This window comes from Microcoleus sp. PH2017_05_CCC_O_A (genome assembly GCF_020738785.1).
In the GTDB taxonomy this organism is placed as follows: Bacteria; Cyanobacteriota; Cyanobacteriia; order Cyanobacteriales; family Microcoleaceae; genus Microcoleus.
This window is the reverse complement of the sequence record NZ_JAEQCB010000006.1, coordinates 135,901-149,605: the sequence shown is the minus strand read 5'-3', so window position 1 is coordinate 149,605 and position 13,705 is coordinate 135,901. Positions and strand designations below refer to the sequence as shown.

15 protein-coding genes and 1 tRNA gene are annotated in these 13,705 nt (G+C 45.4%); 8 read left to right on the top strand and 8 right to left on the bottom strand.

The window, feature by feature from the left end:
• The first annotated feature begins 130 nt into the window (after positions 1 to 130).
• The 5 genes from JGK20_RS02415 (at position 131) to JGK20_RS02395 (ending at position 2,885) form a co-directional block, all read left to right on the top strand.
• Positions 131 to 1,177 (top strand): M28 family peptidase, encoded by a 1,047-nt coding sequence (locus JGK20_RS02415; RefSeq protein ID WP_293229194.1) that lies wholly within the window; start codon positions 131 to 133, stop codon positions 1,175 to 1,177.
• Between the two features lie 90 nt (positions 1,178 to 1,267).
• Positions 1,268 to 1,340 (top strand) — tRNA-Glu (locus JGK20_RS02410).
• Positions 1,341 to 1,528: 188 nt separating this feature from the next.
• The gene (locus tag JGK20_RS02405; RefSeq protein ID WP_293176492.1) at positions 1,529 to 1,939 is read left to right on the top strand and encodes a HEPN domain-containing protein; all 411 of its coding nucleotides are present in this window, start codon (positions 1,529 to 1,531) and stop codon (positions 1,937 to 1,939) included.
• Positions 1,918 to 2,307, top strand: a complete 390-nt coding sequence (locus tag JGK20_RS02400) for a hypothetical protein (protein ID WP_293176494.1) — start codon at positions 1,918 to 1,920, stop codon at positions 2,305 to 2,307. Before JGK20_RS02405 ends, JGK20_RS02400 begins: the two co-directional genes overlap by 22 nt.
• A 365-nt stretch (positions 2,308 to 2,672) precedes the next feature.
• Positions 2,673 to 2,885: a type II toxin-antitoxin system HicB family antitoxin gene (locus JGK20_RS02395; protein ID WP_325315532.1), complete on the top strand. Its 213-nt coding sequence runs from the start codon at positions 2,673 to 2,675 to the stop codon at positions 2,883 to 2,885.
• 101 nt (positions 2,886 to 2,986) lie between these two features.
• On the opposite strand, the gene JGK20_RS02390 is transcribed toward JGK20_RS02395, so the two are convergent.
• Together JGK20_RS02390 and JGK20_RS02385 are read right to left on the bottom strand one after the other, a co-directional pair.
• Positions 2,987 to 3,322, bottom strand: a complete 336-nt coding sequence (locus JGK20_RS02390; RefSeq protein ID WP_293176496.1) for a type II toxin-antitoxin system PemK/MazF family toxin — start codon at positions 3,320 to 3,322, stop codon at positions 2,987 to 2,989.
• A gap of 2 nt (positions 3,323 to 3,324) precedes the next feature.
• Positions 3,325 to 3,543 (bottom strand): hypothetical protein, encoded by a 219-nt coding sequence (locus tag JGK20_RS02385; protein ID WP_293176498.1) that lies wholly within the window; start codon positions 3,541 to 3,543, stop codon positions 3,325 to 3,327.
• A 120-nt stretch (positions 3,544 to 3,663) separates the two neighbouring features.
• Here JGK20_RS02385 and JGK20_RS02380 point away from each other — a divergent pair, with 120 nt between their 5' ends.
• Positions 3,664 to 3,963 carry a DUF433 domain-containing protein gene (locus JGK20_RS02380; RefSeq protein WP_293176500.1) on the top strand — a complete coding sequence of 100 codons (300 nt, stop codon included), beginning with the start codon at positions 3,664 to 3,666 and terminating at the stop codon, positions 3,961 to 3,963.
• Positions 3,964 to 4,041: 78 nt separating this feature from the next.
• Here JGK20_RS02380 and JGK20_RS02375 read toward each other — a convergent pair whose 3' ends face one another.
• The 4 genes from JGK20_RS02375 to JGK20_RS02360 all read right to left on the bottom strand — a co-directional run bounded on the left by JGK20_RS02375 (position 4,042) and on the right by JGK20_RS02360 (position 11,214).
• Positions 4,042 to 5,721 (bottom strand): AarF/ABC1/UbiB kinase family protein, encoded by a 1,680-nt coding sequence (locus JGK20_RS02375; RefSeq protein WP_293210276.1) that lies wholly within the window; start codon positions 5,719 to 5,721, stop codon positions 4,042 to 4,044.
• Between the two features lie 556 nt (positions 5,722 to 6,277).
• Entirely contained in the window at positions 6,278 to 8,491 is a 2,214-nt protein-coding gene (locus JGK20_RS02370; RefSeq protein WP_293176504.1) for a GAF domain-containing protein, read from the bottom strand.
• Between the two features lie 110 nt (positions 8,492 to 8,601).
• Entirely contained in the window at positions 8,602 to 9,792 is a 1,191-nt protein-coding gene (locus JGK20_RS02365) for an RNA-guided endonuclease TnpB family protein (protein WP_293176506.1), read from the bottom strand.
• 552 nt (positions 9,793 to 10,344) lie between these two features.
• A complete protein-coding gene (locus JGK20_RS02360; protein ID WP_293176508.1) occupies positions 10,345 to 11,214 on the bottom strand; it encodes a hypothetical protein in 870 nt (289 codons plus the stop codon).
• Positions 11,215 to 11,392: 178 nt separating this feature from the next.
• Between JGK20_RS02360 and JGK20_RS02355 the strand changes: the two genes are divergently transcribed.
• Positions 11,393 to 11,941, top strand: coding sequence for a 3-isopropylmalate dehydratase (locus tag JGK20_RS02355; RefSeq protein ID WP_293176510.1), 549 nt, complete (start codon positions 11,393 to 11,395; stop codon positions 11,939 to 11,941).
• 317 nt (positions 11,942 to 12,258) lie between these two features.
• Here JGK20_RS02355 and JGK20_RS02350 read toward each other — a convergent pair whose 3' ends face one another.
• Positions 12,259 to 12,561: an NUDIX domain-containing protein gene (locus tag JGK20_RS02350; protein WP_293229192.1), complete on the bottom strand. Its 303-nt coding sequence runs from the start codon at positions 12,559 to 12,561 to the stop codon at positions 12,259 to 12,261.
• Between JGK20_RS02350 and JGK20_RS02345 the strand changes: the two genes are divergently transcribed.
• Positions 12,562 to 12,840: a hypothetical protein gene (locus JGK20_RS02345; RefSeq protein ID WP_293229189.1), complete on the top strand. Its 279-nt coding sequence runs from the start codon at positions 12,562 to 12,564 to the stop codon at positions 12,838 to 12,840.
• A gap of 341 nt (positions 12,841 to 13,181) precedes the next feature.
• Here the strand turns inward: JGK20_RS02345 and JGK20_RS02340 are convergent, their stop codons facing one another.
• Complete coding sequence (locus JGK20_RS02340) at positions 13,182 to 13,613, bottom strand: DNA-binding protein (RefSeq protein WP_293176516.1); 432 nt, start codon at positions 13,611 to 13,613, stop codon at positions 13,182 to 13,184.
• Positions 13,614 to 13,705 lie beyond the last annotated feature (92 nt).

Below are 13,705 nucleotides of genomic sequence, written 5' to 3'. Positions count from 1 at the left end.
CGCTCTCTGCGCCCTCTGCGCCCTCTGCGGTTCAAAAAAAATCAGATTCACTTCAGAAAATACGATTCCTACCCAGAAAAAATCTGCTTTAATATATGTCAAAATACGCTCCCAAATCCGGGAATCAAAAATGTTAGAGTTCGATCGCCTATTTCAAACAATCGAAGAATTAGTCATGCTGCACTCACCCAGCGGTGCGGAGTCGGAAATTAACCAGCGGTTGATGGAAAAGTTCGCCGCCCTGGGAGTGAATGCTTGGATCGATCGCGCTGACAATGCGATCGCCCTCATTCCCGGGCGCAATCCCTCCAAGTCGATCGCCATTACCGCCCACAAAGACGAAATTGGCGCCCTAGTTAAAACAATAGGCGAGATCGGCCGCGTCGAAGTCCGCAGGTTGGGTGGCGCGTTTCCTTGGGTTTATGGCGAAGGCGTCGTCGATTTATTGGGCGACAAGCAAACAATTAGCGGCATTCTCAGCTTCGGGAGTCGCCACGTTTCTCACGAATCACCGCAAAAAGCTCAGCAGGAAGATGCTGCTGTCAAGTGGGAAAATGCCTGGATCGAAACCAAGTGTACCGCCGAGGAATTAGCCGAGGCCGGAATTCGGCCGGGCACCCGGATGGTGGTGGGAAAGCACCGCAAACGCCCGCTGCGCTTGAAGGATTGGATCGCGAGCTACACCCTTGACAACAAGGCTTCTGTGGCGATTTTGCTGGCTCTGGCGGAATATTTGAAAGAGCCTGCGGTGAATGTTTATTTGGTGGCGTCGGCGAAGGAGGAGGTTGGGGCGATCGGGGCTTTGTATTTCACGCAGCGCCAGCCGTTGGATGCGCTGATTGCTTTGGAAATTTGCCCGATCGCGCCGGAATACCCGATCGCAGATGGCGAAAACCCGGTGTTGCTGGTTCAGGACGGCTACGGAGTCTACGATGAAGGATTGAACGGCCAATTAGGCGCAGCAGCCGCAGCAGTCGATGTAGAGGTGCAGTTGGCGGTGATTAGCGGTTTTGGAAGCGATGCTTCGATCGCCATGAAGTTCGGCCATGTGGCCCGCGCCGCTTGTTTGGCTTTCCCCACCCAGAATACCCACGGGTTTGAAATTGCTCATCTCGGGGCGATCGGCAATTGCGCCGCCATCCTCAAAGCCTACTGCGAGCAACTTTCGGACGACTAGAAAAAAACTTTCGCAAAGTAGTTGACAAATTCAGAAAGATTAGTTAAGGTAATAAAGGTGCGGAACACAAGCAAACGCAACGAAAAACGCGCCCCCATCGTCTAGAGGCCTAGGACACATCCCTTTCACGGATGCGACGGGGATTCGAATTCCCCTGGGGGTATTGAAAATCTAACTCTGATATCAAAATGATATCTAGCAAGTGGTAAAGGCAACAACCCCAACCCACACGCTAGGTATCATTTTTGCATTTGGTTGGTTGAACTTCCTCTCGTATTGGATAATTGTAAATCCAGACGCGGTTTCAACCGCCCGGTCTTCTTGCTGATTTCATGGAGGTAAGCTAAACTTGTGAATAGACGAGATTTACAAAACATCGCACTCACTCGACTTAAAGAAGTAGAAGTGCTGCTCGAAAATCGTCAATACTCTGGTGCTTACTATCTCAGCGGTTATGTTGTTGAATGCGCTTTAAAAGCTTGCATCGCAAAACAAACGCGGAAATTCGACTTTCCTGACAAAAAAACTGTTTTCGACAGTTACACCCACGATTTAGAAAAACTTGTTAAAGTTGCTAAACTTGATTCCGAATTAAAAACTCTGCTAAAAGATGTAGAGTTTTTAACTGCATGGGTAGTTCTTAAAGACTGGTCAGAAGAAAGCCGTTACCAAAAACATGACCGACAAAAAGCCCTCGATATTTACTCAGCAATTACCGACAGCAATCACGGAATTTTACAATGGGTACAGCAACATTGGTAAGTCAAGAAATAGCAGAAGGTCAAAGACTAATAGACGCTCTTAATGCAGCAGGTGTATCAGTTGATTCTGCTCTCTGGTTCTACGCACCAGAACCCGAAACCTGGCGATTGATGCTCACATCGCCTTCATATGATAAGAAAGGCCCACTTAAAACTTACCACGAGATACTATCAGTCTTTCGCGAGGTAGAGCCAGAATTGAAAATTGATTGGACAGCCCTTGTCGCAGTCAGTGTCAAAGATGAATTAATTCAGGGATTGCGCGAGTTACAACAACGTTTCAAATCAAGTTTCTCAGGGAGACGGATAACGAATCAAAGCGTCAATCATAGGTACATTGATGATGCTTACATTTATCAAATCAAGTGAATCAACTCTCGATCGAGCTGATATATCATGCAATAATGTTTACTTAATTCGTAGGGTGTGGATCCACGAAAAATTCCTAGCTACCTATCGACAATTTAAGATATCCGCACCTGAACACAATGGTTTTATAAATAAACACAACATTTATTCGGCAGTATTTTTTTGTTGAAATTCAGATCGTCCCAAATCGAAAATCTAAAATCCTCTCTTCCCCCGAATTTATCCGTGGGGTTAATCTAAAATCTAAAATCTAAAATCTAAAATCTAAAATCGATTGACTGTACATATTTTCCTGGTTTTGATGTAAAGATTTATCGCCGTCACACACCCTACAATTAACTAATCAACTCTAAATTCGAGACTAAATGATGCGTTATGCGATCGTCATTGAAAAAACACCCAATAACTATTCAGCTTATGCGCCAGATTTACCTGGATGTGCAGCCACAGGCGCTACCCTTGCGGAAGTACAGCAGGAAATTAAAGAAGCGATCGAATTTCACTTAGAAGGGTTGCGAGAGGAGGGTTTACCAATTCCCGAACCAACTACTCTCTGTGAGTATCTAGAAGCACGGTAGTAGGACAAAATATTTCATAAATTAAGTCGGCAAAATTCAAGGATAATCTACTCTAAAGAGGATATTGTCGAACACTTCTTCGTCCAACAGTAACAACTATATCATTCCAAATCCGCAAGAGCGACTTTCAAGCAAGCACGAACTTCCTTCCAGTCACGTTCCGACAGATGACCAATTAGAACTAAGTTGGAAGATGGCGGTAGAGTGACAATAAAACTGCGAAAAACCGAAACGACTCGTAAACCTGCTGTGGCCCAATCTTGGAGTATATAATCAGTTATACCTAAAGCAGTTGTCTGTGTAGTCAGTAGTCCAGCTATTACATCGCGGCGGGTTGTGTTATAGGTAACTGATGATAGAATTACCGCCGGACGACGTTTAATGCCAGTGACACCAGGAAAATCTACTGTCACCACATCACCAGGATTAAAAGACACTATTAAATCTCCTCGTTTTCAGGAAAAATGGTGGCCGCATACTGCAAAGAAAATGTAGTCACATCGAGTTTATCTTCTTCAGTCCAAGTCTCGCTTTCATCGACAACCGATAGATTTTGCTGCACCAAATCGTTGAGAATAAGAGTTGCCAAGCGCAGTCTATCCTTTGGTGAAAGGGTAGAAAGAACGCGATCGTAAACTTCTCGAACAGTAGTTGACATAGCAAATCCTCCTGCTGCTTATCTTCTGGAACACTTAGGGCAGGTTGATTAGATTATAGCTTAAAAAATTAATAAATTTATGCTAGAATTGAATTCTAATTTTTAACCCCAGATTCACCTATGCCAACTTTAACTGATATTGGCACTCTCATTATCCGCGATCCGCACCTTCGCGGTGGCATCCCTATTATTGCAGGTACTGCCACATCGGTGCAGCGAATCGTAGTCTTATACAAACAAGGTAATAGTGCTGAGGAAATAGCAGCGGATCTGGATCATCTCACCCTAGCGCAGGTTTATGCTGCACTGACTTATTATCACGCAAATCGACCAGAAATAGAAGCAAATTTAGCGACCCAACAAGCAGAATATGAACGTTTTGCAGCATTAAATCTGCTAAAAATGCAGGAGACAGCATGAGCTGAATTCGTCTTTACTTTAGTGTTTTAAATGAGGACTAAAGTCCTCACTACGAACCTAATTACCAAGTAAGTATATTTATTTTTCGGCTATTCGATCGAGCTTTTCCCTCACCAACAAATCTAGCAAAGCACGCAGCACAAACAAGCCAGCGCATCCCGACACAGCAAAAGCTACGATCGCCCCCGTTTGATATCCGCCCACCAGCAGCACTGCACCCGTCAGCCCCCCAAAACCAGCCATACAGGCAAAAATCAGAGTTTTCAGGGCGAGATTGATGCGTTTCAGGGCGCGATCGCTCTCGATATTGCGGACTCGAATTTGCAACTCCCCATCTTCTATCCGCTGTTCCAAACGCTTGATAAAAACTTGCGATTTACTCGGCTGCTGTAACTTGTAGGTGATAAAATTTCGTGCTTGGAGAGCCAATTCTCCGATCGCACTTCTGCGCCCTTTACTCACCGCAATACTCTTGACAAAAGGCTGAGCGCATGATAGGAAATTGTAGTGAGGGTCGAGAGTTCTAGCAATGCCGTCGAGAGTCGTCAGCGACTTGACAATAAACATCATTTCTGCTGGTAAGCGAAACGGTTGTTGCTCGAACATGATGTACAGTTCGTTCTTGATTTCATTGAATGCTTGAAAGTCGATCGGCTTATCAATAAACTTATCCAACAGAAAAGCAATCAGCCTGCGTACCGGCATCATATCCGGCATCGGCTCCACTAAGCCGATCGCAATTAAAGTATCCAGTACCCGATCGGTATCCTTTCTCAGCACAGCAAAAAAAGTCTTGACCATTTCGTCCTTAGCCAGAGACTTCACTTCTGCCATCATCCCAAAATCGTAAAAAATCAAGCTACCATCTTCTGTTACCGCCAAATTTCCCGGATGCGGGTCAGCTTGAAAAAAACCGTCAATTAACAACTGCTTCAAGTAACAGGAAATTCCGAGTTGATTGAGCTTCGTAATATCTACTCCAATCGCCTCTAAACTGATCCTGTCGTCCACCTTAATCCCCGGCGCGTATTCTAAAGTCAGCACTTTTTTAGTCGTGTATTGCCAGTAGACTTTCGGGACAATAATCTGAGGATATTCTTGAAAATTATGGCTGAAGCGATCGGAATTTTTGCCTTCTTGTACGTAGTCAATCTCTTGATATAAAATCTTAAAAAACTCGTGATAAAGAGATTCTAAGTCGTACTTGCGCGTCCCTGGTAAATAGCGATCGCACAAACGCATTACTTGGCGCACCGCCTTGACATCCAAATCGAATAACCTTTCCAAACCCGGACGCTGCACCTTCACAATCACATCTTCCCCCGTGTGCAGCCTCGCTTTGTGCACCTGTCCCAGACTCGCCGCAGCAATGGGCAACGGGTCAAAATCCCGGTACAAAGCGTAAATATCTTTGCCTAACTCTGATTCTACAAGGGCGATCGCCTCTTCGGAACTAAACTCAGGAACCCGATCCTGCAACTGTTCCAACTCCTTCACGTACTCCAGCGGCAGCAAATCCGCGCGAGTGGAGAGAGACTGCCCGATTTTAATAAAAGTCGGGCCCAAATCCAGCAAAGTATTGACCAACCAATGGGCACGAATTCTTCTAGTATGAGCAGACTTATCTTGCAGCAGTCCATCCCACCACAAAAAAAACATAAACTTTGCCGTCGCAGCAAAAACGTCTATTTGTCGTGCCAGCGGCGAATATTTAGAACGTTGCCAACGCAGGAGTTTAGGTGCAGCTTTTGTGAGCATAAGATTCGTCGCGATCTATTGAGGTGCACCGCAACGATTTTAACTGGAAATTGCAGCAAGCGATCGGCTCAGATAGAAATACCCGACAAATAACGGAATTTACTTGCAGCCAAACACCTTCAACAGTTGACAGTTGACCTGGGACAGTTGACAGTTGACCTGGGACAGTTTGAAAGCGAACTCTACCTAGAAGGAAGAGGATTGGAGTAATGAATAGTCTGATTTTAATTTCTCCCTCAAAGACTTGGGGCTTTTAACCAATTCTTTCTGGTCAGTTTATTTCACAGCCAGATGCTTGCGTTTTTGAATCAACAATCCAATTCCAATGCTAAGCCGGGAATTACAGTCCCCTCCGGTACCGGTACGGGTGTCGAGTCGTCGGCTATCCGGTAAACAGCCCCTCTTCCCACGCGAAACTCAGAGAAGTTCCCGCAATCAGACAAACAAATCAAAAAGGATGATTGGGTAAGGTTTGCTATATTTTCTAATCTCCCTATTAACGCAAGTTTTAGCCTGTTCGCTGGCAATTCAGGGCCGCTTCTCAACCGAACTATTATTATAGATTCAACAGTTCCGCTGGAATTTTTGGCAAAGTCAGAGTAAAAGATGTGCGGCACAACTCGTCAGATTCAGAACTTTCTGCCGGACAACTAGACACATCAATAGTACCATTCAAGTGCTGCACTAAAGACTTTACCAGGGCTAGACCCAAACCCGTACCGGCGATCGCTTTGTTGGTAATGCCAGTACCGCGACGGAACTTTTCAAAGATGTGGGGCAAATCAGCATCAGGAATGCCACGCCCGAAATTAGACACACTCAGGACAATATCGCTGGCTACCTCAGACGCCTTGAAAACTACCGTTGTTTCTGAAGTCGAGTATTTTCCAGCATTCGTCAGCAGTTCCAGTAGTACCCGCTTAAGACTGTCCGGGTCGCTTTCCAAGGAAGGGGTAAACTTCGGCACATCCACCTTCAGAGTCAATCCCTTATCCGCCCACTTTTTCTCAAAATCCACAACTAAATCTTTAATTAAAAGGTTGAGATCGATGTTGACTGGATAAAGAGGGAGTGGCTGACGCTCTAATTGCTTGAAGGTTAGCAAATCCTGAACCAGGGCGGCTTCCTTAGCACAATGCTGCTCTAGAATGTCGAGATAATTAGCCCGACTTGCTGATGGCTGTTCGGCCTGTTTGAGCATCAGAATCGCCAGATTCATGATTGTCAAAGGGGTTCGCAACTCGTGACTAACATTGTCGATAAACTCGTCTTTGATCAGCTTCAATTTGCGTAGTTGATCTAGTTGATTGGCAGATTGTTCGTGCAGTTTCTCCTGCACGTTGATACTTTCTTCCAACTCAGCATCTCTTTTTTGGACTTGGGTTTGCACTTCCTTGAATATCTGAGTTTGAATAATCGCCCTGCTCGCTTGAGCGCAGACTGATTCCAGAATTTCTAATTCTTCAGGGTTCCAAGGGCGCGGCTCGGAGTGCTGCAAAACCAAGAACCCTAAGACAATTTCCTGTCTGCTTGCGTGCATGATGGGAATTACCAGCAACCCCCGAATACCTTGGAGTTTCAAGATTTCTGCGGCTCCCTCTTCTTCCTTGTCGATTAATTCGCTGGCGTCAGCAAGGGCGAGAGGTTGGGGTGCGCTCTGGAATGCTTGACCGCACAAATTAGATTCCGACAGCCAAAAAGCGGGAGAGTTATTTTGTTTGGAGTTAGAACTTTTGGATTTGGAATTAGCACTTTTTGCCTGGGTTTTGGGTTTGGCTTTCGAGCTTTGTTTTCCAGAATTTTTTGGTTCTATTGTTAGTTTACCTTCATTTTTGGTTGATGCAGATTCGCCAATTAATACTATTTTTGCTTTGGGAGTTTGATTGACGGAGGCTTTTGTTAAGGGGAAGTCTGTATCTTTGAACAGCAGTATTTGACCTCTATCTACTTGCAAGGTATTGACGGTATTTTCAATAATTTGCTGCAAAAATTGATCGACTTCTGAACTGGTGTCGATCGCAGTAGCCACTGACCTGAGTAGATTTTTGTATTTAGCTTGTTGCTGTAACTGTTCGTTTAAACTGGCAATTTCTTGAGTTTTTTGAATGTGAGCAATCGCGATACCGATCGCCTCTGATGCTGCTTCTAAGCGCTGGCGATCGGTTGCTGACCACTCGTGAGGTTGCAACTTACCAAGAACGATCGTCCCATTTACAGCCCCTCCAAATCGCGCAGGCGCTGCCAAAATTGCCCGACAAGGCAGCGGTGTCACAGGGGAATTGGGCGATGAAGCTGTCAAAGGAGTATCAAGATAGTCGGAGATCCCTACTATCTCGCCGTCTGCTAGCAGGTTTGCGAAAACAGGATGTTCGAGCGATATGCTAGGCGATTCTAATTTTGTGCTTTGGGAGTCTTCGGGTATCTTACTTGCATCCGCAGCGTTTAGCAGATCGCTCTTCTGAAGCCAGCAAGCATTCGGAATTACTACTTTCTGGTCAGCTACAGCAGCAACCAAACAGAAATCTACCCCACAAGCAACCCCCAAAGTTTTTGCTATTTGTAGCAGCAGGATTTCTCGATCGATGTTGGTCGCGAGAATTTGGTAAATTTGCCGCCCGACAAGGGCAGGATCGACCTGGTACTGCATAAGACGATCCAGAAATTTTTGGACTGATACTGGTTCTGCCATTTGTGGTAGATGCAAAGTGCGAGACTCTGAAGGCGATTGGTCGATCGGAGTAAAGTCTTGATTTCCCTGGTAATCGATCATGGCAACGAAGTCTTTCTTTTTTTTAATGATGTTTAAGCAGATTCGTGCTGCATATATAGAACCTATCTTTGACATCCTCCCCGCCTTAGAAGAGCGAGGATTCCCAAGCCTCACGATTTGGGTTTCTGCTTCCTTCCGGATCGGTTTTTCGCACCTGCCTTAACAGATTTACTCTGTTCTGGTCTTACAGTCGCTCCACAGACTGTTACCGCAAGCCCTGCGGCCAGAATATTCTTACTGGCGTTGATGTCTCGGTCATGGTGTGACCCGCAATTAGGACACTTCCACTCCCGAACATTTAACGGCAGTTTTTCAACAATATATCCGCACTCAAAACACCGTTTTGAACTCGGGAACCATCGGTCAATCTTGATTAAAGTGCGACCGTACCAATTGCACTTGTATTCAAGTTGCCTGACCAATTCACCCCAACTTGCGTCGCTGATGGCAAGAGCCAGTTTTCGATTTTTTACCATGTTCTTCACAGCTAAATTTTCTACGGCGATGGTTTGGTTTTCACGCACCAACCGCGTTGTTAACTTGTGAAGATTATCTTTCCTTGCATCGGCAATTTCTTGATGCACTCTCCCTACTTTCAGCCTTGCTTTGTGTCGGTTATTTGACCCCTTCTGTTTTCGACTTAAAGCTTTCTGCGCTCTTCTAAGTTGGCGATATTTTGCCTTAAATCCTTTGGGGTTGACAATTTTTTCGCCTGTGCTCAGTGCCAGCAAACTGGTAATTCCCAAGTCAATACCGATTTGGTTGTCTGACTCGTCGGGTAATGTTTCAATTTCCACATTTACCAACAAAGAAACTGACCACCTACCAGATGGTGCCAGCTTTACCGTAATCGTTGATGGTCGGCAACCGTCCGGTAGTGTTCGACTCCAACGAATAGGTAAGGGGTCAACAGACTTGGCTAAGTAAACTTGTCCGTCCTTGAACTTAAATGCCGACGCAGCAAATTGCGCGCTGCCACCGTTGCGTTTTTTCTTGAAATTGGGATATTTTGCTCGCCCGTCAAAGAAGTTATTGTAAGCAGTTTGCAAATGTCGCAAGCACTGCTGCAACGGTACTGAAGAAACTTCATTTAGGAATTCTAATTCAAGAGTTTTCTTCCAGGAAGTTAGCATACTTGAAGTCTCAGTATATGCTACCCGTTTTTGTTCTTCATACCAAGCTTGAGTCTTTGCAGCTAAGGCACGGTTGTAGACCAAACGAACACAACCTATCGTGCGTCGCAACAGGCTTTCCTGTTCTGGCGTTGGGTAGAATCGATAGCTGAAGGCTTTGAGTGTCATGTTTCCAGTTTCACACCTCAATCGTAAGCTGCCTGTAAAATCTTGTAAAGCCGTCGTAGAACGACGGGTTTTCAACCCAGTTTTCTGATAACAGTCGGTTGGACTGTTATGAGCCTGCTTTCTGCGTTGGCGCAGCCCGTCGGCGGGTAACTAAATCTTTAAAAGACTTACTCAGATCCGACCGAGTTCTATTTTGCTGTTTTCTACCCTTGGATCTGTACGGGATGAACTTTAGCATCCTTGACCAGATGAGGATAAATCCCATTCCCACTAATTTGAACTGTTCTGAGAATGAATTTATTTTTGAGACTGCTTTGTGAGACCCCTCTCCTGATTCTGTGATGTTTCTTATTTAAGTTTGTGATCCTGATAAAATTTTATTGTGATATAAATCATGCGATCGAGTGACGCCGATCGCAAAAAATAAAAAATAAAAAATCCTCCCTCAGGATCGATCTGAGAGTTACGAAGTTTTTGCTCGACTACTCATCGATCGCAAGTTCTAGAAACGCGCTTGCTAGTTCTATTGTTAAATTTATCCGACTTCCCTGCTTACTTATTTTGTGCTTCCTGTTGGGCTCGATCGCTATTTTGGCGATAAAGTACCGTCCGGTTAACAGCCGTTGCAGAGCGGGGATGATTTGGGGATACGGCGGCCATCAAATCCGAAGCTTGCTGCCACTTAGCGGCCACTACTAACCAATTTTCGCGAGATTGAGCGGTTTTGCCCTGGGTGGCTGCTTGCTCTGCCACCCGCACTGCTTGGGAAAAAGAGTCAACAGCAGAATTAGGATTTTCCTTAGAAGTTTTGACAGCAGGTGTTGCTTCTGAGGAACTGGGACTGGCAACTGCTTGGGTGGTGGCGGCTGTGCTGTTTGGCACTGGGGAATTGAGTCCTTTGTAGATGGCGGCCACCGCAACCAGCAACAACACGCTCAAGCTGACGCCGCCGACGATACCGCGCTTAAATTGCCGCGGTTGCTGCATCGATCGAGGAGCAGCGATTCTGGGCAAAGCCCGCTCTTCAGCTTGGCGTTCGTGATGGGCGGCGGCCAAACGCTTGAACAAATTTGGCTTTCTGAGTTTAATTTCTTGGGACCACAGCAATTGATTTTCTGGATCGCGGCTAATTTCTTCGAGCCACAGCAGTTGGTGTTCTCGCACCAGCCGGGTGTTGATGTTGACTCGGCGAATATTGCGGGGCGAGAGATTCTCCAAAATTTCTCGGATGCGATCGACCAAACTAGACTGTTCGAGCAGTTGGGGTGTTGCAGCTTCGCACAGCAGTTGCAGTATCCCAGAAGCAAACACGGCTCTAGCTCTGACACCTACGTGTGCCAGTTTGTCGTTAAGGATTTGAATAATCGATGCAACGGAGCCCTCGCGAGCTTGCCGAGCAATGTCATCTATTTGATTCGCCATAACACTATTTTGACGCTTCGCAATCTGTTAATTTTTAATCCAAAGTCTCGGATCTAATTTTTATCTATACACGTTATCACTGACAGTGCCAGGTTAAAATGAACAGATGCAAATCTTGCATACCGATCCCACTTAACACGATCGCCACAGAATTGAGCGAGACAACAGGAAATAAACTATGGGTAAAGTAATTAGCGGTCAAATTTTTGTTCTAGATGACAACATCGATACAGATCAAATTATCCCAGCCGAATACCTGACCTTGGTTCCCTCGAAGCCGGACGAGTACGAGAAACTAGGCAGTTATGCGATGATTGGGTTGCCCGATCGCTACGGCAAGTTTATGGAAGCCGGCGAAACCAAAACCCGGTATCCGATTATCATTGCGGGCGAAAATTTTGGTTGCGGTTCTTCGCGGGAGCACGCTCCGATCGCTCTGGGGGCTGCGGGCGTCACAGCGGTGGTAGCCTTGTCTTACGCGCGGATTTTCTTTCGCAATTGCTCGGCGACTGGCGAATTGTATCCGATCGAATCGGTCGATCGACTTTGCGACCTATTTGTAACAGGCCAAGAAGTGACGATCGACTTTGCGGGCGATAAAATTATCAACCACACTCAAAATCTCACTTACTCCCTCAAGCCTTTAGGAGATGTCGGGCCGGTGATTGATGCCGGAGGGCTGTTTGCCTACGCACGCCAAACGGGAATGATTGCGGCTCGTTCTTAACTGCTAAGTTAATAGACCTCCTGCGAAAGTCCTCACCTAATCGACAAAACCGATAATTACCAGTATGTCTGGCCAATCTTTTATTATTAGTTAATAATGGCTGAAATGGCGACTGTTAAAGGATCGATAAAATACTTTCGCAGGAGGTCTAATGTAGGGTGCGCCACAAGCACCTTACAAATCATTAGACTTCTTGCAAAAATATTTAGGACGGGCTAGAAGCCCATCCCACAATTTTTTTTTCTTGTGGGATGGGCTTCTAGCCCGTCCCAAAATATGATTAAAAGGACTTTTGCAAGAGGTCTATTAATAGAATATCAAATCGACTCAATAAAATTCAATAAAATCCGCTGGTGAGGAATGCCAAAAGGTCGTACATCTCCAGACTTTTCAGAATAGCATTTACCAGCCCGAATATCCTCGGCTGTCAACAACTGCATATCCCAACCCTCGTGCAACACTAAATCGTTGACATCCGCAGTAAGTTGTGAGTGAAAAACATGGCGCACAATATCTCCTTCGACATCGCGACAGAAAAAAGAGGCACTTGCAGGAACCCAGGAAATTTCCTCTAGTAACTCGCGCAGCAGAGCCACTTCGGCAGTTTCTCCCGGTTCCAAGTGTCCGCCAAGGAAGAAGGAAGAAGGAAGAAGGAAGAAGGAAGAAGGAAGAAGGAAGAAGGAAGAAGGAAGAAGGAAGAAGGAAGAAGGAAGAAGGAAGAAGGAAGAGGGAAGAAGGAAGAAGGAAGAAGGAAGAAGGAAGAAGGAAGAAGGAAGAGGGAAGAAGGAAGAAGGAAGAAGGAAGAGGGAAGAAGGAAGAAGGAAGAGAAAAGAAGGAAGAGGGAAGGGGTGCATCTCAGTTTGGCGTTTGGCAAATATGTGTGTAGGGGCGAAGCATGACCGCAATCAATATGAGATGATAGCTAATAACTTATATGCGGTCATGCTTCGCCCTCTTCTCTTCAAAAGTGAAATGCACCGAGAAGGAAGAAGGAAGAAGGAAGAGGGAAGAATTTTGACTAGAGACGGGTTCACCCAAATTTGTAATAAAAACGAACAAGCTCATAAACAAGCCCAGTCAAAACTTTGTTTCACCCAATCTGTAATATAAACGAAAGAGCTCGTAAACGCGATCGCATTTCATCACCAATAACCAAAGCCAAAGCGCCCAAGCGCAACTACATACCTTGGATTTTCATGAAATACAGGTACTTAATTATTGAAAAAAAATTAGCGTGTAGCTATTTTGCTTTATCAGCCGCTGGAGTGCGGTTTAATTGTTCCATTTCCTCAATATAAACTTCACCTAAATCCTTCCCTGCCAATTCCTTGACGGTGATACTCTTAAAGCGGACTTCTCCCTTGAGCAACACTTCATCGCCAAGCTTGGGCAAAGCTTGCTTAGTTAAAATCCAAATCTTACCAGTACCGTCTTGAATTTGATAAGCCGCATTCCCCACAAACGGAGCGCGATTTTCCACCTTCCCTCGGAGATAAACTTCACCATCAACTTGCCGCTTTTGTTGAATGTCGCCAATGCTAGCAACATTCAAACCGAGATTGAGTTGAGACATGGGTACATTGCCACAACTGAGCAAACCGCTAGTCAGTATTAGCAATAAAGAGCCTATGGAGTATCTTTGAATCCAAACTTGCTGAATTATAGTAGTCATTTGTCAAAGGATTTGATATTTTAGATTGTGAGATACGACTTACTGTAACAGAATCCTCAGAGTCGATCGCGAGTCAGAAATTTCTCGCTTTG